We start from the raw sequence: 20,981 nt of genomic DNA on the forward strand, positions 1-20,981 counted from the left end.
TTAGTATGTTGCTAAACCCTAAATCGACCACCTAGCTTCGGCATATCTCTGCCAGTGTCGTCAATCGACGCTTTGACTCTTTCACATAAGGGTTACTTTGATCCCATGCGTAACCAGCCAAAATAGAACACACCATTTGCTTAATCTTCGGGTTGGGGTCTTGATAGAAAATCACATCCTGCAAGGTACCTGAGTACCAGCCCTCGACATAGGTTCGAAAGGTGTTTACTCCGGTCATCAATGGATCTGCATAATCACGATCCCAATCAACACTTTCACCGTTGAGCTGCTTTTCCACGCACTCAACCGCAAACTGAGCTGACTTCATCGCAATTGTCACACCTGATGAAAACACAGGATCAAGGAACTCACCGGCATTGCCCAATAGCGCATATTTGTCTGTTGCAAGGTGTTTTACGTTGGCAGAATAGCCACCGATTTCACCGGCAGGGTCTGGATACTTTGCATTCGCCAATATTTCAGCCAAACCCGGCTCTTCCGTTGCCAGTTGCTTAATCGCGGCAATCTTGTCTTCTGGGTATGATTCAAAGAACTTAGGCTCCCCGACAATACCAAACGAAGACACACCGTTACTAAACGGGATCAACCAATACCAAACATCAGGGTTGGTTGGGTGCACCGAGATCAGAATTTTGTTGCGGTCATATTCAAGGTCGGTATCAACCTCTGAAATATGGTCGTTAATGTGCGTGAAAATAGCTTTGCGTGGAGGAAGCGATGATGGCTCTTCCAAATCAAGCATCTTCGGTAACACGCGACCAAAGCCACTGCCATCCAGCACATACTGAGCCTCTAGCTGATAGCGTTCTCCATCAAGCACTTGTACGTCTAAAATGGTGCTGTCTTCAGTGAAGTTAATGCCCATCAACTCATGTTGATAATCAATGGCAACACCTTGCGCCTCGGCAGTGTCTGCTAACACCTTGTCAAAGGCGCCTCGTTGAACCTGAAACGTGGTTCCCGGCCCAGCAGAGAACTTATCTTCAAAATTAAACGCGGTGTACACGCCATTTTTACGAAAAGCGGCACCATCTTTAAATTGGAAGTTAGCGTCAGCCACCGCTTCGCTCATGCCAGCTTGTTCAATCACTTCCATGCAAGCAGGTAGTAAGCTTTCACCAATCGAAAAGCGCGGGAAAAGGCTCTTTTCAATCACTCGAACATCGATGCCTTTTTTATGAAGCAAAGACGCAGCAATAGACCCTGATGGCCCAGCTCCGATGATCACTACTTGAGTTGACAGTTTTTTCATTAATTTAAGCCATGTTTGTTATTTTTTATTGCGCGCCAGCTTTCAGTTCAAGAAGCGTATGACCAAGGCCGATATCGTCGGTACGGGTCACCACTTCAAAGCCAGCTTCTTCAACGATCTCTAAGAAATCTTCACTGCGATAAAAACGGCTGTTGCCGTTGGCCAAGCAGGTAAAGTAGAGAGACGTGGCGTTTAAGCTATAAGAAGCCGCATCGTATTTCTGTGCATCCCAAAACAGTTCAAGGATATAGACCGTCGCCTCTTCTGACATATGAGAGCGAACACGCTTTAATATGCTCAGAATTTCCATTGGCGAGAAGCAATCAAGGAACTGGCTCATCCACCACACATCCGCGCCTGTAGGCAACGCTTGTTGTTTGTCGAGCATGTTGGCTGGGAATGGCGTCACTCGGTCTTGATGGCCATGTTGTGTCGCGTTTGCCATTGCCATTTCTAGTTGCTGTGGCAAGTCGACAATTGTTATCTCAACATCTGAGTCGTGGTTGCAGCACTGCATTGCCCACTTACCCGTGTTGCCACCAATATCCACCAGCGATTTAGGTTTCTTGCTGAAGACTTTCTCAAGCAAAACAGGGAACGAACGATCTGAATAGAAGTGATCAAACTTGAACCAGCTCTCTTTTGCTTTTTCTGGCAATTGAGACAAACCTTGGTAAATAGTTTCCCAGTCACCCAGTTCCTTCAGGCCGGCAGGTGTACCTTCTTCAATCGCTTCCGTTAAATGCATCATCGCGGCGTAGCAAACATCAGCCGTGAAATCCATGTTCGCGTTGGTCATGCCATCGTGCAGAAGGTAGAAGCCAAGGTTAGCCATTTTATAGTTAGGTTTGTCCCAAGTAACAATATGAGCACTTAACGCCATATCGAGGAGAACTTTCACGCCGTACTCGGATACACCGGTGATTTCAGAGAGCATCTCTGCTGGCAAACCATCGTTACACGCATCATCTAAGGCTTTTAAAATACCTAAATCACGAAGTGTACGAGCAGTATGAAAAACAATCGGAGCGAAAGACAGCTTTTGCGCTTCTGTTTTTGCTTCTAATGCATTGAATGGATCTAATTTATATTCCGACACGAAAAACCTAACTTTAAAATAATAGAGGGTTACTCAGCAGCCATTTTTGCAAGCTTACGTTTAATATCAACGTTTAAGTTATTAACCCAGCGGTTGTAATTACGGTGTATTTCACCATCGTCATACTTCAAATTCTCTGATTCAACGTAAAGAATAGAGTAAAACTTGTCACTATAAGGAATTTCAACCACAGCATGGTGTGAACGAACATACAGTTCCGCACGGATCACGCCAGGCTTTATTTCTGAAACCAACCAGCCTCGATTCTCAGCGGACTCATAAATAGCTGATTTCACCTGTTTGCTTTGAAGATTAAGTGCAACTGGAGTATCCTCAACGTTCATTACAGGCTGGACACGTCCACACCCTGCAAGAACGAATATGAATAACATTGAAACGGCTATTTTTAGTAATTTCATTTAGATTCCTTATCTGTGTTTATTTATAAGCACGCGTAGTATTTAGTTAGACCCAAAGCAAATCAATACTCTATGTCAAATCAATCCCAATTAATGTCGTTTAATATTGAGAAATGGTCTGCAAACTCTGCGGGGCTCAATTCTGATGCCGAATGGCAAACATGGAGCAAGAATTTAGATTGGCCACAAGATGGCTCAACTGAATTTAAAGCTATCCCGCCGATGATGCGCCGCCGAATGAGCCTGCAAAGCAAGCTTGCCGTCCAAACCGCGTTAACGCTATTAAAAGACACCTCGATTGATTATCTGGTTTTTGCCAGCCGACACGGTGAGCTACACCGAACTGCCACATTGATTCAGTCGATACTCGAAGGTGACGATGCCTCTCCAATGGCGTTCTCGCAGTCGGTACATAATACCGCAGCGGGCCTAACCACCATTGCCGCGAAAGCACCGATTCCACTGACCTCAATCGCCGCGGGGCAAGATACTTTCCATAACGCTCTGATTGAAGCTTATCTTTACCTTCACCAATACCCATCGCATCGTGTCTTAGTCATCGACTTTGACCAACCGCTGCCTGAGCTTTATCAACAATACGAAACTCAGCACTATGCCGACTATGCTCTGGGTTTAGTGATCACAGCAGGTAATGAATACTCAATTTCGAGAACAGCCACTAGTAGCCCCATAGCTAGCGACAGGTCAACGGCTGATTTGCCACAAGGTCTACAAACACTACAACATATTCTACTGGGTACGCAGCGTTGGGCGATTGCAGGCAAGCACCAAACTTGGTCGTGGGTAAACAACGCCAAAACTGGAACTCAAGAATGAGTAAGGTCGATCAATATTGGCGAGTATTCGCGACAGGGCTTTGCTTCTCCATCTTTGGTCTAGGAGGCTTAGTTCTCAGCTTCTTGATCTTGCCGTCGATCGCACTCACCACATCTAACACCATTAAAAAAGAGCTTAAGGCTCAACGACTGATTCGTTTTTCATTCAATGCCTTTTGCCAAATCATGAAGTTCACAGGCGCAATTGATTACAGAATTGATGGCGCCGAATTGCTACGTGAAGATCGTAATTGCATCATCGTTGCCAACCATCCGAGCTTAATCGACTATGTGCTAATCGCCTCTCAACTTCCTCAATGTGATTGCCTCGTCAAAGCGGCAATATGGGAAAACCCGTTTATGAAGAGGATTGTTAAAGCGGCAGGTTACATACCCAATCAAGCACCTGACGATCTTTTAGAACGCTGTGAAGAACGTTTCTCTCGTGGCAATGTACTACTGGTTTTTCCCGAAGGGACTCGCACAACACCAGGAATTGAACCATCATTACAACGTGGTGCGGCGCAAATTGCTACTCGAACACAAACCGATTTACGCGTGATTCATATTACGGTTTCTCCGACATTCTTAACGAAAGAGAAAAAATGGTATCAAGTTCCTGCTACGAAACCCTTTTTTCATATTGCGGTGAAAGGTAAAATAGAAGTCGCACCATTTATTGAGAATTCGAACAACTTAACTTCGGCAGCAAGACGCCTTAATCATCATCTTGCATATACTATTTTCCCTTCCGAAGAAAACATTTAGATAATCAATAAACAGCAGGTGATATCGGCATTTCGAAAATACATCGCATAATGTAGAATCGCCCCATTGAAGCAGCATTTAGATAAAGCATTAAGTAGGCCAAAGTGGAAACATTACACAACGAACTGAAACAACTAATCATCGACGCGTTAAACCTTGAAGATATGAGCATTGATGAAATTGAAACAGAAGCTCCACTATTTGGTGATGGACTGGGACTAGATTCTATCGATGCACTTGAGCTTGGTCTTGCTATCAAGAAAAAGTACAACATTATCATCGATGCCGACGATTCAAACACTCGCCAGCACTTTGCCTCGGTTGAAAACCTAGCGAATTACATCTCATCTCAAACGAACAACTAGACAGATCTTTATGACACAAGCTAACCAACAAGAAGTATACAACCAGGTTAAAGATGCGCTGATTGAGCTGTTTGAGCTTGATGCTGAAGATATCACTCCTGAAGCACACCTTTATCTCGACCTAGACCTAGACAGCATTGATGCTGTCGATTTGGTCGTTCATCTACAGAACGTAACAGGTAAGAAGATCAAACCTGAAGAGTTCAAAGCAGTACGCACCGTTAATGACGTTGTAGAGTCTGTGGTTGAACTTTTGAAGGACGCATAATGCGTCCTCTGCTGACTTTATTGTCGGCAATCATACTTTTCACTTATCCAATAGCGGTTTACTTTGGACTCAACAAGTTTGGTCTACAAACCGTTGGTATCGTCTTGGCCGTTATCTTTGCTGTCCGCATTTTCTCTGGCGGGCAGGCTAAAATAAAAGAGCTAAAACACTTAGCTTGGATCAGCGGAAGTGCCGGAATTGTTCTGCTAGCACTAGGATTAACCTTCAAGCAGCATGGTTGGTTAACCTATTATCCCGTCATCGTTAATGTTTGTATGTTGGCTGTATTTGCTTCAAGCCTATGGCAACCTCAAACGATTATCGAGCGCCTTGCTCGCCTCCAAGAGCCTGAACTTCCGCAAAGTGGCGTTGATTACACGCGAAAAGTCACCAAGGTTTGGTGTCTGTTCTTCGTTATCAATGGCTCAATCGCGCTTTACACTTGCTTCCAACCGCTTGAAATCTGGACCTTATACAATGGCCTAATCAGCTATTTGTTTGCCGGGTTACTCTTTGCGGGTGAGTGGGTAGTTAGACAGCGCATTCGTCAGAGTTAAATTGTTATGACCCAAACCGTCTCTTACACTTCCTTGTCTGCGCTTCTCAGCCAGAACAGATCGCCAGATTCTATTGTCTGCTTTGACGACAATAGCGAGATTACGTGGCAAACATTTAACGACGACTTATCTCGACTCGTAGACCTTTTATCTCCATCCCCTTTTCAACGAGTCGCGATTTGTACCCAAGACAGCTACCTATTTTCTGTGGCCTTTTTGGCATGTACGGTAACCAACAAACACATCATCTTACCGGGTAACTATCAACCTTGCGCACTTGCCGAGTTGAGTGAACATTTTGACAGTCTGCTAGTCGATGATGCGATTGGTGCAGTGGAAATAAGTGAAGTTTGCAATATCCGAACCTTATTAGACACCGAAAAACAAGAGCCTCTAGCCGATAATCTTCCCGCCATTTATTTAGCAGAAATCCACTTGACCCTATTTACTTCAGGCTCAAGTGGCACGCCAAAGGCAATCAATAAAACACTAGAACACCTAGATATTGAGATTGCTCAGTTAGATAAAAACTGGGGCAAGTTGCTTAAAGGGAACCGTATCCACAGTACGGTCTCACACCAACATATCTATGGTCTGTTATTTCGAATCTTATGGCCGCTTTGTTCTGGCGTTCCGTTTGCTCGACACAATCTCGAATACCCTGAGCAGATCCTGTCTCACGCTAACAAACAGAGCGTGCTGATCAGCAGCCCTGCGCTACTCAAACGATTAAAACACGAGACAAAGTCTGCACAGCTAGCTGGTGTGTTCTCTTCTGGTGGCCCTTTACCCACCGAATCGGCTCACCAGTCACGAAACCTGCTTGGTCATCTACCTATCGAGGTATTTGGCAGCACAGAAACCGGTGGCATCGCATTTCGTCAGCAAGAGAGCGCTCAAACGCCTTGGCAGCTTTTTGACTGTATTGAGGCTAGTCTCAACAGTGAGAATTGCATTAAGTTATTGTCGCCGTACATCGACAAAAACAACTGGTATCAAACCGCCGATGAGTGCGAAATGGTTTCGGATAATCAATTTATATTGAAAGGCCGAACCGACCGAGTGATCAAGATAGAAGAGAAACGAGTATCACTGGTAGAAGTGGAAAAACGATTAGAACAACTACCCTGGATAACCGAATGCGTGGTAATTCCGTTTGAAGAACCTGAGCGCTTAATCTTAGCTTCAGTTTTAGTATTATCAGAGGAAGGCCAAGCAACTCTCGCCACCATGAGTAAAGGTAAATTCTGGTTGATGCTGCGTTCAGAACTTAGAAAGTGGTTAGAACCGATCGCTATCCCAAGAAAGTATCGTATTGTTGATGAGATTCCACTCAACAGCCAAGGTAAGCGATTAACGTCTCACATCGAACAGCTAATAAAATCATAGAAACCGCTGATCGTATTTTACACTGAGACTGTCTTTTTATATTTTTGTCAGAACACCCATTTTCAGCCCAAGGATTCTAAGCACGCGCTATGGATAAGAGAAAACCAAACGTAATTGCTGTTGACACTGCAGAGAAAGAATCGACCCTGACACTCCAAATTACTGGAGACATCACCGATTTTAAGGGGCACTTCAAGAGCTTTCCTATTCTTCCTGGCGTTACACAGATTGATTGGGCACTTCACTACGCAGTTCAAGAGCTAGGTGTCCCTGGTTACTTTAAAGGCATGGAGGTCATCAAATTCCAAGAGCCTATCTTGCCTGACTCAACTATCCAGCTTTCACTGAAATGGGAAGCCGATAAAGATAAATTAATCTTCAGTTACACATCGAACAACGGCGAACAAACCCACTCTTCAGGAAAAATGAAGCTGGGAGAGAAAAGTGAATAGCGCTCCTGCCGAGGCTGCTTATCAACAAACGCAAAAAGAAAGTAGCTACAACGCTTGCTTCCTAATCCCGTGCTTTAACCACGGTGCCACCATGCCAACTGTGGTCTCATCACTTTTTAAGTTCGAACTGCCGATTATTATTGTTGATGATGGCAGTGAACTCGCGACCAAACAGTTTCTGACTCCACTTGCCGATAGCCCAAGCGTAACTCTGGTGACACTTGAGCAGAACCAAGGTAAAGGTGGTGCAGTAAAGGCTGGCATCAAGCGAGCGCAAGAGCTCGGCTTTAGCCACACCATCCAAATTGATGCAGACGGCCAACACGACTTAGATGCTCTGCCCGCATTAATCCAAGCGTCACAAGCTAAGCCACAACGCCTGATATCAGGTCAGCCTGTATATGACGAGAGCGTGCCTAAGGCAAGGCTCTACGGACGCTACGCGACACACATCTGGGTATGGATAGAAACCCTCTCTCTATCGATTAAAGACAGCATGTGTGGCTTTAGAGCGTATCCAATCGATAAGACGCAAACCGTACTGAATAAATACGATGTTGGGTCTCGAATGGACTTCGATATCGAGATACTGGTTCGCCTGTATTGGGAAGGCTGCGACATCGACTTTATTGAGACGCGAGTCATCTATCCTGAAAACGGCATATCTCATTTCGATGCGCTGTGGGATAACGTGAAAATCAGCTGGATGCACACGAGACTGTTTTTCGGCATGCTGCCGAGAGCACCAAAATTGATTGCTCGTCATTTCAAATCAGATTCCGCCGAGAGCTTATCTGCTGCCGAGAGTTTATCTGCAGCTAAGAGTTTGCCAGCTGAAAATAGCCAAGGTTCCTCGGCAGATTCAAAACAGGTACATTCAAAACAGATAAATTCAAAACAGAAAGGTTCAGAGCAACCACACTGGTCGCGCACTCAAGAACGCGGAACAGTACTTGGCATCAAACTGTTATTGGCCGTTTACACCTTGTTAGGCCGAGGCGTATTTAATCTGATTTTGCGCGGTGTGATGCGTTACTACCATCTAACGGGCAAACGTGCACGAAACGCCTCAGAACAGTACCTATTTCAGCTTAAGGCATACGCTGAGCAACAAAACATTGAGTTGCCGACTGAATTAACCAGCTATAACCACCTGCTCTCATTTGGCCATACAATGCTAGACAAGTTAGCCGCGTGGAAAGGTGATTTCTCAGCCGATAACCTCACCATACATGGTCAAGAGCAATTTGAGAGCATGGTCGCCAACCAACAAGGTGTGCTAATTCTGGGTTCTCACCTTGGCAATATCGAACTGTGCCGAGCTTTGGGTCGCAGACACTCGAACATCAAAATCAATGCGCTGGTTTTCACCGAACACGCTGAGCGTTTTAATTCGGTAATGAAAGCGGTCAACCCGCAGTCTGATTTAAACCTAATCCAAGTGACCTCAATGGGGCCAGATACCGCTATCTTGTTGCAGCAGAAACTGGAACAAGGCGAGTGGATTGTGATTGTGGGCGATAGAACCTCCACCAGCAAAGAAAGTCGCTCGGTATGGGCTGAGTTCTTGGGTAAAGAAGCCCCCTTTCCTCAAGGGCCATTTATGTTAGCCTCTATACTTAAAGCGCCCGTGTTTCTATTGTTTGGTCTACGTGATGACACTCAATCAAAACCGCACTTTAATGTTTATTTCGAGCATTTTAGCGACAAGATCGAGCTACCAAGAAAGACTCGCGAACAATCTTTACAGCAAGTCGTGCAAAAATACGCAAACCGACTTCAGCACTACACACTGAAAGCACCGCTTCAGTGGTACAACTTTTTTAACTTTTGGACATTGAGCAACCAGCACCATGACGAAAAAGAATCCAAATAGCATCACTTTTGGTGCCGAACGCCTCACTATCGAGGACGTTGTCGCTATCTCACAAGGCGCAAAAGCCTCGATGAACTCAAGTGAAGCATTCACATCAAAAATCGACCGTGGTGTCGCTTTTTTAGAACGCCTATTGAAAGAAGAAGGCGTGATCTATGGTGTGACAACAGGCTACGGTGACTCATGTACCGTTGCGATCCCGCCGAACCTTGTCGATGAATTACCACTGCATTTAACGCGTTTTCACGGCTGTGGTTTAGGCGAAATTTTGTCTCACGAACAAGCGCGCGCAGTGTTAGCAACACGTCTTTGTTCGTTGTCACAAGGTGTGTCTGGTGTGACTCACGATCTGCTCAACCAAATCGTTACCCTGATCAACCAAGATATCTCACCGCGTATTCCTCAAGAAGGCTCTGTCGGTGCCAGTGGCGATCTAACGCCTTTGTCTTATTTGGCAGCAACACTGATTGGCGAGCGCGATGTTATCTATAAAGGCGAAGTTCGCCCAACCAGTGATGTCTACAAAGAACTAGGCATTAACCCTATCAAGCTTAAGCCCAAAGAAGGCCTAGCGTTGATGAATGGCACGTCAGTGATGACAGCTTTGGCTTGTATCGCCTACAAACGCGCTGAATACCTAACTCAACTGTCGACTAAGATCACGGCAATGGTGTCTGTGGGTATGCAAGGTAATGACTTCCACTTCGATGAAGCACTGTTTGCAGTGAAGCCTCACCCTGGCCAACAACAAATTGCAGCGTGGTTACGCGACGACCTTCAAGCAGAACGCCCACCTCGCAACAGTGACCGACTGCAAGATCGTTACTCATTGCGCTGTGCTCCACACGTTATCGGTGTCGTTCAAGACTCTTTGCCTTGGCTTCGCCAAATGATTGAGAACGAGCTCAACAGCGCTAACGATAACCCAATTATCGATGGCGACAACGAGCGCGTACTGCACGGTGGACACTTCTATGGCGGCCATATTGCCATGGCGATGGATACGTTAAAAACAGCAGTAGCCAACCTTGCGGATCTGCTTGATCGCCAAATGGCACAGTTGATGGATTACAAGTTCAACAACGGACTGCCATTTAACCTAACAGGCGCAGAAGGCGAACGTAAGCCAATCAACCACGGCTTCAAGGCAGTACAGATCGGTGTTTCAGCTTGGACGGCAGAAGCACTGAAACACACCATGCCAGCGAGCGTGTTCTCTCGTTCTACTGAATGTCACAACCAAGATAAAGTCAGCATGGGTACCATTGCTGCTCGTGATTGTTTACGCGTTCTAGAGCTAACGGAACAAGTGGCAGCAGCATCACTTCTGGCGGGTACACAAGCACTTGAACTTCGTAAACGTCACAATGAGCTTGATGAGCACCACATGAGTGAAAACCTAAAGCACATTCGCGACGAAGTACTCAAAGAATTTGAGTTTATTGTTGAAGATCGACCGCTTGAAGGCGATCTACGCCACTTCATTGCTCGTATTCAAAGTCAGCACTGGTCACTTTACTCATAGAGTAGTTAACCTCATAAAGTAGCTAACTTCATAAAGTAGCCAACCCTTTACGCAATATTGTTGAGAGCGATTTATGTCTGAAATCCTTCATCCATTACAATCTGAGGTCACTCTAGTTACCTCATTCCAAGATGCCGACCCGATGGGCGTGATCTATCACGGCAACTACTTCCGGTTTTTTGAAGAAGTAAGGCGCATCATGATGGATAAGATTGAGTACAACTATCATGAGATGAAGGATTCCGGCTACATGTGGCCAATCATCGACACGCGCGTAAAGTACATTAAAGCGATCCCTTTTAATCATCAGATCAAGGTATCAGCTAAGCTGACCGAGTGGGAAAATCGCTTGCGTGTTGACTACGAGATTCACGATGCCAACACTGGAGCTCGTATGACGCGAGCTCATACCATGCAGGTTGCGGTGACCATTGAAGAACAAGAAATGTGTTTTGCTTCGCCGAAAATATTTACCGATAAAATCGATCATTGGCACCAATTTGGCTGTTTGCCACAATCAAACACCACTCAATCAAATAATCCGCTATCCGATCAATCTCAAGCAACTAACACACAGCAGCAGGTGAAACATGAGTCTGTTTAATCACGGACGTAAGCAAATCAGTATCGCACTACTAGGGCTTGCCTCTGTGATGGCGAGTAGCTTTGTTATTGCTAATGAAAGTACAGCTACGGTTGGCTCTATTTCATATCTTCAAACAGTATTAAGTGCAAACAACATCGTGCGTGGAGAGTTTACTCAAACACGCAATATGGAAATGTTCGCTCAGCCTTTAACATCACAAGGTACTTTCCTGTTAGACAAATCGAATGGTTTACTTTGGACACAAGCGACACCGTTCCCTGTGAGCTTGGTGCTAACCGACAACAAACTGAGCCAAAGGTTTGCTGATCAACCAGCTAAGATCATCACCGACCAAGAAAACCCAATGGCGTTTTATTTCAGCCATATATTCCTAGCGGTGTTCCACGGTGATACTCAAAAACTCCAAGAGCAGTTCTCATTGTCATTTGAACCCGCGACTGAGCAAAGCTCAGATGAAAGTGCAAATGAAAGCACAGAGGGTACGTCATGGACGCTCACTCTAAAGCCCAAAAGTGCGCCAATGAATGCGGTATTTGAAGCCATCACACTACAAGGTAACAACGATATTGAACGCATTGAGCTGAAAGAGATTCGTGGAGACAGCACAGTGATCGAATTTAGCCAGCTAAGCCATCAACCGGAAGTATTATCAGATGCTGAAGCGCAACAATTCCAACTCTAGCCTTGCCCTTATTTGGCTTGTTGTCGTGGTGCTATTTAGCGGACTGTTAATCAAACAGTTCGCTTTTTCTTCTTCAGTACCGATTGAAAGCAACATTATGAAATTGCTGCCAGAAAACCAGCAAGATCCTATGGTAGAACAAGCCTTTCAACAGATTTCCAACTCGATGAGTGAGCAAGTCGTCTTCATAATAAGTGGCTCTGATATCGAACATGCCACCGCTGCCACTAATGCTTTTGAAAAAGCCCTCAACCAAAGAGCGTTCTCCAGTCAGCCAACTCTTTTTAAGCACGTGCAAGGAAAAATCAACGCCAGCACTCAAAGCCAATGGAGCGATTTCTATTTTCGTCATCGGGCTCAACTGTTGACCGTTCAACAAAAAGAAACACTGGTACACTCGCCCGAATCTCGCGCTCAACATGTAATTCAGTCGTTATACAATCCATTTTCAGGCGTCACTGCAGCCGAACTGACACTCGATCCTTTTTTGTTATTTCGAGACTACATCAGCGCCGTTGGTACTCGTTCGAGTAACTTTAGCCTTAAAGAGGGCTACCTAACGGCGCAATCGCAAGATCAGTCACACATTTTGGTTACCGCAACCTTGGCTGGCTCTCCCTATAGCTTGGCTATTCAAGAGCAACTTCCGGCACTTGACGCTTTAGAGCGAGGCATAGAGAAGCAATTTGACGTCAAAGTTCAGCACACTGGCGTGGTTTTCTACGCTAATTACGGCACTCAAAGTGCAAAATCTGAGATCAGCACCATTGGTTTAGGATCGTTAGCTGGCGTTATTTTGTTGGTGTGGCTGACATTTCGTAGCGCCCTACCACTTGTCTTGTCTCTGCTTTCGATAAGCACTGGATTATTGGTTGCACTCGCGAGCACCGTCGCTATCTTCGGCAAAATTCACTTGTTCAGCTTAGTGTTCGGTGCCAGTTTGATCGGCGTATCAATCGATTACTCTTTTCACTTCCTTACCGATCGCTTAGCGGCAGGAAGTAAATGGCAAAGTAAAAAAGGGTTGCAACATATCCTTATTGCGATCAGCTTGGGGCTTATTACTAGCTTGATTGGCTACCTAGGCTTACTTGTTGCACCTTTCCCAGGCTTACAACAACTTGCTTTGTTCTCGTCAATTGGACTCATTGCAGCTTACGCCAGTGTAGTGTGTTGGTACCCCGTTTTAGCGGCGAAACCAAGTCAGGAACGTCCACTCCCCCTAGTGAAGCTTTGGCATAGTTGGTTGAGTGTATGGAGCAAGCCAAAATTCAGAATAGGCTTACCGTTAATGGTGACTGTCGTTAGCCTAATGTCACTCAGTCAAATTCGTTACGACGACGATATACGCCAACTTCAGGCAATGCCAGAACAACTCAAACAGCAAGAGCAAGCCATCACTGAGATTTCAGGATTAGGCAGTGGTCAAAATATGCTGTTGGTGACTGCGAAAAGTAATCAAGCATTACTGAAAAAATTGGCATTGATCACCTCTGAATTAGATTCATTGATCGAGAAGCGAGGCATCTCAGGATATCGCAGCGTCAATCAACACCTGCCAAGTGAGCATGAGCAAAATGAAAACTATCGGCTGGTGAAACAGCTCTACGCTAATCAGAGCTCAACATTACAAACCACATTAGGTTGGTCGAGTTTCCCTGAGCTTCCTAACTATGAACCAATAACAGTTGATGAGTTTTTAGCATCACCAGTATCAGAACCCATTCGTCCTCTTTGGTTGAGGCCGATTGATGGACAAGCTGCGTCTGTTATTTTAATCAAAGATGTCACTGACTCAGAGCTGTTCTCTCAATGGCTTGGTTCAGATTTTGCTCAGCATCAAGATGTTAAGTTCCTCAATAAGGCCGATGAAATTTCGTCGCTTTTTGCTGAATACAGAGTCAAGATCACCGAACTATTATTAATAGCATTGGCAGCCATTGGAATGGTTTTAGGTTGGCGCTATGGTGTAAAACAGAGCCTGTTGATGCTGTTGCCGTCTTTGATTGCGGGAATCGCAGGGCTAGCGATCACCGGCGTTTTAGGTTCGACCTTAAACCTATTTAACTTATTGGGTCTGATTCTGATTCTAGGGATTGGCATCGACTACACCCTTTTCTTTGCTGAGCAGAAGAAATCACTGAGCACCTTGTTAGCTATTACCTTGTCTGGCCTCACGACGCTGCTTTCATTTGGTTTACTGTCATTAAGTCAGACTCATGCCATTCATAGCTTCGGTGTTACCGTCTTAACGGGTATTTTTGTGGCGTGGTTGCTTTCTCCACTAGCAATCAATACAGAGAAAGCCGCAAGAAAACCAAAACCTCATGAGGCTTTTAGATGAAAAATACAATACAGATAACGCTGGGCGTTGTATTGGGTTTACTACTCAGTGCCTGTTCAATGGTTTCTCAGCAGCCGACTGGCGCAAGTGTGTCTATCGATAATGACACCGAATTAGCCTTACCTTTGCCTTCTGAGCTTGGATACTCATTTACGGCGAGCCAGTTGATTAACGCGACCTGGCAAAACGAGACTCAACAACTTCCTGTTCAAGTTGAAGTGACACCAGATAAAGTGGTGTTAGCGGGTTTTTCATCTTGGGGGACTCGAATTTTGTCACTGCAGTACCAAAACCAAGTGATTGATACACAGGTTTTATCTGGCCTTGGGGCGACCCTGCCGCAACCCGAACAGGTGCTATTTAATTTAATGCTGACCTTATGGCCAGTTGAAGCGTGGACTCAACCTTTAGAAAGTATCGGCTGGCACTTGGTCGACACAGAAAACAGCCGCACAGTGTTTGACGATAACCAACAGGCAATCATTCGAATTGATTACCAAGCGGATTCCGGAGCTGACAAAACTAGCGGCGACATTGTTTTCACGCATTTGACCCAAGGCTATACCATCACTATACAAACGTTGAACTCAACGATTATCGACAACCCAAGTAAGAGCTGAACACTATGCCTATTTACATCCAAGACTGTGGTTTCCACTCGGCGCTAGGCTCAAGTGTTGTTGAAATTCACGACTGCCTTAAAAATGAGCACAGATCGAATATGGTTGAAGTTGACGATATGCTGAATGACGGCAAGTCGACTGTTGTTGGTAAGGTAGCTGGCGATCTGCCTGAAATCCCTCAGCACCTTGCCGAATACGCTACTCGTAATAACCAGCTCGCGTTATCGGCCCTAAACCAAATCAAAGATTCTATCGAGCAAGCAAAATTACAATTTGGCTCGGATAAAGTTGCTGTTGTTATAGGCACTAGCACCTCAGGTATTTCTGATGGTGAAGCGGCTTTCAAACATAAATTGACACACGATGAGTTTCCTGAGCATTACCATTACTCGAAACAAGAGCTTGGCAATACTTCTGAGTTCGTCAGCCAATACTGCGCGATAATGGGGCCAAGTTATGCAACTTCGACGGCTTGCTCATCAAGTGGCCGTGTATTTCTCACCGCCGAGCGACTGTTAGATTCCGGCATAGCCGATGCTGTTTTGGTTGGAGGTGTCGATACCTTATGTAAACTTACGCTCAATGGCTTCCATGGCCTTGAAGCGCTTTCAACGACACATTGTCAGCCTTTTAGTGCTTCTAGAGATGGTATTAATATCGGAGAAGCCGCCGCATTTATGCTGCTTAGCACAATAAAACCATCGAACAACTTACCCAATATTGCTCTGTTAGGTTGTGGTGATAGTTCTGACGCGCACCATATATCAGCCCCTCACCCTGAAGGAAATGGCGCAGAACAAGCCATGAGAAAGGCACTGAACGCTGCACAGCTAACAGCAGAGGATATCGGCTATATCAATGCCCATGGCACCGCAACCCCACTCAATGACTCAATGGAAAGCAAAGCCATTCATCGTATTTTTGCAAACAAGGTTCCCGTCAGTTCCACCAAGCCGCTCACCGGGCATACTCTTGGAGCCGCAAGTGCGATAGAAGCAGCAATAGCATGGCATATTTTAAAATATGACTTACCGCTTCCCTTACAAAAATGTCAGGATAAAGCTGAGGATATTGAGATTGATTTGGTAAACTGTGCCCAGAAACTTAAAGTAAAGAACATCTTAAGCAACTCTTTTGCTTTTGGTGGCAACAACATTAGCCTGATTTTTGGTGTAGTAAATGACTGATATCCCTTCTGTAGACCAACTCCTCCCACATGATGACCCGATGATATTAATCGATCGTGCTATCAGCGTAGAGGCGTTATCGATTCACTGCCAAGTGGATATTGGAGCACATAACCTGTTCTTTAACGCAGACACTCAAACCGTACCCGCTTATGTTGGTATCGAGTTTATGGCGCAGTCGGTTGCCGCTTGGTCTGGATACCACGCGATAAAAAACGGCACCACTCCACCCATCGGGTTTTTACTGGGTTCTCGTCGTTACAAATCACTTTGTGACCAATTTACTCAGGGGCAAACCCTTGATATCTACGCCGAGCAACTGATGGAAGACAGTGGCATGGCCGTGTTTACCGCCAGAGTCGAAGACCAAGGCGAATTGATGGCTCAATGCCAACTTAATGTCTATGTGCCAACTGAACACAAATTACAAGAAATGAAAACTAGGAGCCCATCATGACCCGTCAGGTATTAGTCACTGGTGCCAGTAAAGGCATTGGTAAAGCGATCGCTATTCAACTCGCAAAAGACGGATTTGAAATCGCCGTTCATTACATGGGTGACAAGCAAGGTGCCGAAGATACCTTAAAGTCGATCACTGAATTGGGTGGCGCAGGACGTCTGATCCAATTCGATATCAGCAATCGCAGTGAATGCCGTGAAACACTTGAATCAGATATAGCTAAACATGGCGCTTACTATGGTGTAGTAAATAACGCGGGCATTACTCGTGATACGGCCTTCCCTGCCATGACGGAAGAAGAGTGGGATGGCGTGATCCATACCAATCTCGACAGCTTCTACAACGTACTTCACCCGTGCGTAATGCCTATGGTTCAAAAGCGTAAAGGCGGTCGCATCGTCACTTTGGCGTCAGTATCAGGCATCATGGGTAACCGTGGCCAAACTAACTATGCCGCAGCAAAAGCGGGCGTAATTGGCGCAACTAAGTCTCTTGCTCTTGAGCTCGCAAAACGCAAGATCACAGTAAACTGTGTTGCTCCAGGATTAATCGATACCGGTATGGTTGATGAGCACGTGAAAGATCACGCTCTACCTCAAGTTCCACTGCGCCGCATGGGCGAGCCAGAAGAAGTGGCTGGCCTAGTCAGCTACCTAATGTCTGATATTGCAGGCTACGTCACTCGCCAAGTAATTTCTGTCAATGGAGGCTTAGTATGACCCACCGCGTTGTTGTAACTGGCATGTCTGGTGTTACTGCCTTTGGTAATGATTGGCAGCACATCGAGCCAAAACTGAAAGCGTGTGAAAATGCCACTCAATATATGCCAAGTTTTGAGCAATACGATGGCCTCAACACTAAGCTAGCTGCGCCTATTGATGACTTCCAATTACCAAAACACTACAAACGTAAACAGGTTCGAGGCATGGGTCGGGTTTCTCGCTTAGCCACTGTCGCGACTGAAGATGCTTTAACACAAGCCGGATTAATTGGACATGATGTTCTAACTAACGGAGAAACGGGCATTGCCTACGGGTCTTCAACCGGCAGTACTGATGCCGTAGGTGCGTTTGGTGTGATGCTTAATGAGAAATCGACACGAGCAATCACAGCAACTACCTATGTTCAAATGATGCCACACACTGCTGCGGTCAACGTTGGACTGTTCTTTGGCTTGCGCGGGCGCGTGATTCCCACCAGCAGTGCCTGCACTTCAGGAAGCCAAGCGATTGGTTACGCTTATGAAGCGATCAAACACGGCTACCAAACCGTGATGGTTGCTGGTGGTGGTGAAGAACTATGCCCAACTGAGTCTGCCGTTTTCGATACCCTTTTTGCTACCAGTTTAAAAAACGACACACCAGAAAAATCCCCTAGCCCTTACGACAGTGAGCGCGATGGTCTAGTCATCGGTGAAGGCGCAGGTACGCTTGTGCTCGAAGAGTATGAACATGCTGTTGCTCGTGGCGCAAAAATCTACGCTGAGATCATCGGCTTTGCCAGCAACTGCGATGCGGCCCATGTAACTCAACCTCAAATGGAAACCATGCAAGTTTGTATGGAGAAAGCACTCAAAGACGCACAGCTTCCGGCTGAAAAGATCGGTTATGTTTCTGCTCACGGTACCGCAACTGAAAAAGGCGATATTGCAGAAAGTAATGCTACAGCGAACATTTTCGGAGAAGTGCCAATCAGTTCATTGAAAAGCTACTTTGGTCATACGCTTGGTGCGTGTGGTGCAATTGAAGCTTGGTTAAGCCTAGAAATGATGCATTCAGGCTGGTTCAGTCCAACATTGAACCTTGAAAACATTGACGAACGCTGCGGTAAACTTGATTACATAACGGGCTCAGGCCGCGAACTGGATGTTGAATACCTAATGAGCAACAACTTTGCCTTTGGCGGGATCAACACTTCCATCATCTTCAAAAAAATCTAGGATAGATAATGAAAAATTGGCTAGCTCTTGCTGTTGTCTTTTTACTCGCAGGTTGCAGTGCTCCGAAGTATTCGGGCAATGCACTTCCTGAAGCAAACAACATCGAAAATATCACGATCGTGGAAGATGTAAAAACACGCAGCATTTTCCTCGATTCCATGCTCGATTGGTGCCTGAACAATCAGGTCAAATGTAAAGTCGTTGCAGACGGTTCAGAACATAACCCAGAGGATATTACGCTTGATTATGTCTCTCGCTGGAGTTGGGATTTCAGAACCTTTGTGGCAGACGCCAAGATCTCAGCTTATCAAGATCAACAGCGCGTAGGCAACGTAGAATTTAAGGCACCTAATAGCGGAAATTTATCAAAGTTTGGCGACGATATGGAACGCATCAAAGCGATGATGGATATCTTGTTCGATAAGAAAACAGCGGATCAAGCGACCCAACTGATTACTGACGACAAGCTATAACGAATCCAGTTCTGATCAGCAGAGTTCGGATCGACAAAGCTTTAATCGAAAAAGTTCTAATCGGCAAAGCTCAAGACAAATAAAAAGGGTCAGTAACCAAGTTACTGACCCTTTTTTGTGAATCTAGCAATAGCTCAATTAAGCGTTAGCTTCACGCTCAGCGATGAACTCAAGAGCCATCTTGATGCGAGCGATTACGCGCTCTTTACCAACCAGCTCCATCACTGCATCAACAGAAGGAGACTGACCGCCACCTGTTACTGCTACGCGAAGTGGCATACCGATTTTACCCATGCCGATCTCTAGCTCTTCACATACTGCTGCAATCACACCATCTTTGATGTTTGCAGTAGTGAAATCTTCAAGTGCTTCAACCTTAGCAAGAGCAAGCTCTAGTGGGCCTTTAGCAACACCACGTAGGTGCTTCTTCGCTGCGCCAGCTTCAAACTCAGAGAAATCTTCGTAGAAGTAACGAGACTGCTCAGCAAGTTCGATAAGCGTGTTACAACGCTCGCCAACTAGCTTGATCACTTCAGTGATCGCTGGGCCGTTTGTTGTATCGATCTTCTGTGCGTCTAGGTGCCATTGCAAGTATTTTGCAACGTACTCAGGCTCAGAAGTCTTGATGTAGTGGTTGTTCAACCAAAGTAGCTTTTCAGTGTTGAATGCAGATGCAGACTTGCTGATTGCTTTAAGGCTGAAGAACTCAATCATCTCTTCTTGAGAGAAGATCTCTTGGTCACCGTGAGACCAACCTAAACGAACTAGGTAGTTGTTCAGTGCATTTGGTAGGTAACCTTCATCGCGGTATTGCATTACAGAAACAGCACCGTGACGCTTAGAAAGTTTCGCACCGTCATCACCAAGAATCATTGCACAGTGAGCGAAAGTTGGAACTGGCGCGCCTAGTGCTTCATAGATGTTGATTTGGCGAGGTGTGTTGTTGATGTGGTCTTCACCACGAACAACGTGTGTAATACCCATATCCCAGTCATCCACTACAACCACGAAGTTGTATGTTGGTGCGCCGTCTGTACGACGAATGATTAGGTCATCAAGTTGGCTGTTAGAGATTTCAATGCGACCACGGATTTGGTCATCAAATACTACACTGCCTTCTTTAGGGTTACGGAAACGGATAACGCATGCATCACCTTCTTTTGCTGCTTCGTTTGCTGCAACAATTTTAGGGTGGTTCGCATCGTAACGAGCCATTTCTTTGTTTTCTTCTTGTACTGCACGAATCTCATCAAGCAGTTCTTTAGACGCGTAACATTTGAATGCTTTGTCTTCAGCAAGTAGCTTATCAACCATTTCGTTGTAACGGTCAAAACGCTTAGATTGGTAGTAAGGACCTTCATCCCATTCCATACCCATCCATTGCATGCCTTCTAGAATTGCATCAACCGCTTCTTGAGAGTTACGCTCAAGGTCCGTGTCTTCGATACGCAGAACGAATTCACCACCTTGATTCTTAGCGAATAGCCAAGAGTAAAGTGCAGTACGTGCACCACCAACGTGAAGATAGCCAGTTGGGCTAGGAGCAAAACGAGTTTTAACCGTCATTTAAATACCTTGATTATGTAGGTGATTCTTTTAGTGCTCGCCATTACAAAGCCTGTAACAGACAAATATCACTAAATTTTGGGCGCTATTTTATCACCACCGCTTAAATCTACAATCAGTAGTGAATGATTAATGCGCGGATCTTGTGCGAAAGCCACTGTAGAAAGGCCAAATTCAGCTTCGATGTAGCAAATCTATAGCCTGAGCCAATAAATTATAGCCACGCTTTTCTTTAACTCTCGCTTATTTCATCAACGTACCCCGCCCATTCAT

22 protein-coding genes are annotated in these 20,981 nt (G+C 45.5%); 18 read left to right on the forward strand and 4 right to left on the reverse strand.

The genetic code is table 11. The features are described from left to right. Positions 1-31: 31 nt before the first annotated feature. Genes L3V33_RS15940 through L3V33_RS15950 form a run of 3 tightly spaced genes read right to left on the reverse strand, consistent with a single transcriptional unit; the run spans position 32 to position 2,791 of the window. Positions 32-1,273, reverse strand: a complete 1,242-nt coding sequence (locus L3V33_RS15940; RefSeq protein ID WP_237290789.1) for an NAD(P)/FAD-dependent oxidoreductase — start codon at positions 1,271-1,273, stop codon at positions 32-34. Between the two features lie 25 nt (positions 1,274-1,298). Continuing rightward, positions 1,299-2,372 carry a methyltransferase gene (locus L3V33_RS15945; RefSeq protein WP_171330871.1) on the reverse strand — a complete coding sequence of 358 codons (1,074 nt, stop codon included), beginning with the start codon at positions 2,370-2,372 and terminating at the stop codon, positions 1,299-1,301. A 29-nt stretch (positions 2,373-2,401) separates the two neighbouring features. After that, the gene (locus L3V33_RS15950) at positions 2,402-2,791 is read right to left on the reverse strand and encodes a hypothetical protein (RefSeq protein WP_171330869.1); all 390 of its coding nucleotides are present in this window, start codon (positions 2,789-2,791) and stop codon (positions 2,402-2,404) included. 72 nt (positions 2,792-2,863) lie between these two features. On the opposite strand from L3V33_RS15950, the gene L3V33_RS15955 reads away from it, so the two are divergent. The 18 genes from L3V33_RS15955 to L3V33_RS16040 all read left to right on the forward strand — a co-directional run bounded on the left by L3V33_RS15955 (position 2,864) and on the right by L3V33_RS16040 (position 19,142). Further along, positions 2,864-3,628 (forward strand): beta-ketoacyl synthase chain length factor, encoded by a 765-nt coding sequence (locus L3V33_RS15955; RefSeq protein ID WP_237290790.1) that lies wholly within the window; start codon positions 2,864-2,866, stop codon positions 3,626-3,628. After that, entirely contained in the window at positions 3,625-4,395 is a 771-nt protein-coding gene (locus tag L3V33_RS15960) for a lysophospholipid acyltransferase family protein (RefSeq protein WP_135455393.1), read from the forward strand. The genes L3V33_RS15955 and L3V33_RS15960 overlap by 4 nt, the downstream gene beginning before the upstream one ends. Positions 4,396-4,499: 104 nt before the next feature. Further along, positions 4,500-4,760 carry a phosphopantetheine-binding protein gene (locus tag L3V33_RS15965; protein ID WP_102445120.1) on the forward strand — a complete coding sequence of 87 codons (261 nt, stop codon included), beginning with the start codon at positions 4,500-4,502 and terminating at the stop codon, positions 4,758-4,760. Positions 4,761-4,770: 10 nt separating this feature from the next. Next, on the forward strand, positions 4,771-5,028 hold the full coding sequence (locus L3V33_RS15970; RefSeq protein WP_004739745.1) for an acyl carrier protein: 258 nt from the start codon (positions 4,771-4,773) through the stop codon (positions 5,026-5,028). Further along, a complete protein-coding gene (locus L3V33_RS15975) occupies positions 5,028-5,585 on the forward strand; it encodes a septation protein IspZ (RefSeq protein ID WP_237290791.1) in 558 nt (185 codons plus the stop codon). The genes L3V33_RS15970 and L3V33_RS15975 overlap by 1 nt, the downstream gene beginning before the upstream one ends. A gap of 6 nt (positions 5,586-5,591) precedes the next feature. Further along, complete coding sequence (locus tag L3V33_RS15980; protein ID WP_237290792.1) at positions 5,592-6,974, forward strand: AMP-binding protein; 1,383 nt, start codon at positions 5,592-5,594, stop codon at positions 6,972-6,974. A gap of 89 nt (positions 6,975-7,063) precedes the next feature. After that, positions 7,064-7,426, forward strand: a complete 363-nt coding sequence (locus L3V33_RS15985) for a 3-hydroxyacyl-ACP dehydratase (protein WP_145572159.1) — start codon at positions 7,064-7,066, stop codon at positions 7,424-7,426. Beyond that, positions 7,419-9,302 carry a glycosyltransferase family 2 protein gene (locus L3V33_RS15990; RefSeq protein ID WP_237290793.1) on the forward strand — a complete coding sequence of 628 codons (1,884 nt, stop codon included), beginning with the start codon at positions 7,419-7,421 and terminating at the stop codon, positions 9,300-9,302. Before L3V33_RS15985 ends, L3V33_RS15990 begins: the two co-directional genes overlap by 8 nt. Further along, complete coding sequence (locus tag L3V33_RS15995) at positions 9,280-10,827, forward strand: aromatic amino acid ammonia-lyase (protein ID WP_237290794.1); 1,548 nt, start codon at positions 9,280-9,282, stop codon at positions 10,825-10,827. The genes L3V33_RS15990 and L3V33_RS15995 overlap by 23 nt, the downstream gene beginning before the upstream one ends. A gap of 73 nt (positions 10,828-10,900) precedes the next feature. Beyond that, positions 10,901-11,431, forward strand: a complete 531-nt coding sequence (locus L3V33_RS16000) for an acyl-CoA thioesterase (RefSeq protein ID WP_237290795.1) — start codon at positions 10,901-10,903, stop codon at positions 11,429-11,431. Then, positions 11,418-12,116: an outer membrane lipoprotein carrier protein LolA gene (locus L3V33_RS16005; RefSeq protein ID WP_237290796.1), complete on the forward strand. Its 699-nt coding sequence runs from the start codon at positions 11,418-11,420 to the stop codon at positions 12,114-12,116. The genes L3V33_RS16000 and L3V33_RS16005 overlap by 14 nt, the downstream gene beginning before the upstream one ends. After that, positions 12,088-14,460 carry an MMPL family transporter gene (locus L3V33_RS16010; RefSeq protein WP_237290797.1) on the forward strand — a complete coding sequence of 791 codons (2,373 nt, stop codon included), beginning with the start codon at positions 12,088-12,090 and terminating at the stop codon, positions 14,458-14,460. Before L3V33_RS16005 ends, L3V33_RS16010 begins: the two co-directional genes overlap by 29 nt. Beyond that, a complete protein-coding gene (locus L3V33_RS16015) occupies positions 14,457-15,080 on the forward strand; it encodes a DUF3261 domain-containing protein (protein WP_237290798.1) in 624 nt (207 codons plus the stop codon). The genes L3V33_RS16010 and L3V33_RS16015 overlap by 4 nt, the downstream gene beginning before the upstream one ends. A gap of 5 nt (positions 15,081-15,085) precedes the next feature. Then, on the forward strand, positions 15,086-16,270 hold the full coding sequence (locus tag L3V33_RS16020; protein ID WP_237290799.1) for a beta-ketoacyl-[acyl-carrier-protein] synthase family protein: 1,185 nt from the start codon (positions 15,086-15,088) through the stop codon (positions 16,268-16,270). After that, on the forward strand, positions 16,263-16,727 hold the full coding sequence (locus L3V33_RS16025; RefSeq protein WP_237290800.1) for a hotdog family protein: 465 nt from the start codon (positions 16,263-16,265) through the stop codon (positions 16,725-16,727). The genes L3V33_RS16020 and L3V33_RS16025 overlap by 8 nt, the downstream gene beginning before the upstream one ends. After that, positions 16,724-17,449: a 3-ketoacyl-ACP reductase FabG2 gene (locus tag L3V33_RS16030; protein ID WP_145572152.1), complete on the forward strand. Its 726-nt coding sequence runs from the start codon at positions 16,724-16,726 to the stop codon at positions 17,447-17,449. The genes L3V33_RS16025 and L3V33_RS16030 overlap by 4 nt, the downstream gene beginning before the upstream one ends. Next, positions 17,446-18,669, forward strand: a complete 1,224-nt coding sequence (locus tag L3V33_RS16035; protein WP_237290801.1) for a beta-ketoacyl-ACP synthase — start codon at positions 17,446-17,448, stop codon at positions 18,667-18,669. The genes L3V33_RS16030 and L3V33_RS16035 overlap by 4 nt, the downstream gene beginning before the upstream one ends. Positions 18,670-18,677: 8 nt before the next feature. Then, positions 18,678-19,142 carry an Sbal_3080 family lipoprotein gene (locus L3V33_RS16040; protein WP_102550794.1) on the forward strand — a complete coding sequence of 155 codons (465 nt, stop codon included), beginning with the start codon at positions 18,678-18,680 and terminating at the stop codon, positions 19,140-19,142. Positions 19,143-19,280: 138 nt separating this feature from the next. Here L3V33_RS16040 and gltX read toward each other — a convergent pair whose 3' ends face one another. Beyond that, positions 19,281-20,708 carry a glutamate--tRNA ligase gene (gene gltX / locus L3V33_RS16045; RefSeq protein WP_054548128.1) on the reverse strand — a complete coding sequence of 476 codons (1,428 nt, stop codon included), beginning with the start codon at positions 20,706-20,708 and terminating at the stop codon, positions 19,281-19,283. Positions 20,709-20,981 lie beyond the last annotated feature (273 nt).

Source organism: Vibrio sp. A2-1, assembly GCF_021728355.1.
GTDB lineage: Bacteria > Pseudomonadota > Gammaproteobacteria > Enterobacterales > Vibrionaceae > Vibrio > Vibrio splendidus_K.

Bases quoted from the DNA above. Each gene is read 5' to 3' on its own strand.
- L3V33_RS15940 (WP_237290789.1), bottom strand. From the start codon at position 1,273: ATGAAAAAACTGTCAACTCAAGTAGTGATCATCGGAGCTGGGCCATCA.
- L3V33_RS15950 (WP_171330869.1), bottom strand. From the start codon at position 2,791: ATGAAATTACTAAAAATAGCCGTTTCAATGTTATTCATATTCGTTCTT.
- L3V33_RS15955 (WP_237290790.1), top strand. From the start codon at position 2,864: ATGTCAAATCAATCCCAATTAATGTCGTTTAATATTGAGAAATGGTCT.
- L3V33_RS15960 (WP_135455393.1), top strand. From the start codon at position 3,625: ATGAGTAAGGTCGATCAATATTGGCGAGTATTCGCGACAGGGCTTTGC.
- L3V33_RS15970 (WP_004739745.1), top strand. From the start codon at position 4,771: ATGACACAAGCTAACCAACAAGAAGTATACAACCAGGTTAAAGATGCG.
- L3V33_RS15975 (WP_237290791.1), top strand. From the start codon at position 5,028: ATGCGTCCTCTGCTGACTTTATTGTCGGCAATCATACTTTTCACTTAT.
- L3V33_RS15980 (WP_237290792.1), top strand. From the start codon at position 5,592: ATGACCCAAACCGTCTCTTACACTTCCTTGTCTGCGCTTCTCAGCCAG.
- L3V33_RS15985 (WP_145572159.1), top strand. From the start codon at position 7,064: ATGGATAAGAGAAAACCAAACGTAATTGCTGTTGACACTGCAGAGAAA.
- L3V33_RS15995 (WP_237290794.1), top strand. From the start codon at position 9,280: ATGACGAAAAAGAATCCAAATAGCATCACTTTTGGTGCCGAACGCCTC.
- L3V33_RS16000 (WP_237290795.1), top strand. From the start codon at position 10,901: ATGTCTGAAATCCTTCATCCATTACAATCTGAGGTCACTCTAGTTACC.
- L3V33_RS16005 (WP_237290796.1), top strand. From the start codon at position 11,418: ATGAGTCTGTTTAATCACGGACGTAAGCAAATCAGTATCGCACTACTA.
- L3V33_RS16010 (WP_237290797.1), top strand. From the start codon at position 12,088: ATGCTGAAGCGCAACAATTCCAACTCTAGCCTTGCCCTTATTTGGCTT.
- L3V33_RS16015 (WP_237290798.1), top strand. From the start codon at position 14,457: ATGAAAAATACAATACAGATAACGCTGGGCGTTGTATTGGGTTTACTA.
- L3V33_RS16020 (WP_237290799.1), top strand. From the start codon at position 15,086: ATGCCTATTTACATCCAAGACTGTGGTTTCCACTCGGCGCTAGGCTCA.
- L3V33_RS16025 (WP_237290800.1), top strand. From the start codon at position 16,263: ATGACTGATATCCCTTCTGTAGACCAACTCCTCCCACATGATGACCCG.
- L3V33_RS16030 (WP_145572152.1), top strand. From the start codon at position 16,724: ATGACCCGTCAGGTATTAGTCACTGGTGCCAGTAAAGGCATTGGTAAA.
- L3V33_RS16035 (WP_237290801.1), top strand. From the start codon at position 17,446: ATGACCCACCGCGTTGTTGTAACTGGCATGTCTGGTGTTACTGCCTTT.
- L3V33_RS16040 (WP_102550794.1), top strand. From the start codon at position 18,678: ATGAAAAATTGGCTAGCTCTTGCTGTTGTCTTTTTACTCGCAGGTTGC.
- gltX (WP_054548128.1), bottom strand. From the start codon at position 20,708: ATGACGGTTAAAACTCGTTTTGCTCCTAGCCCAACTGGCTATCTTCAC.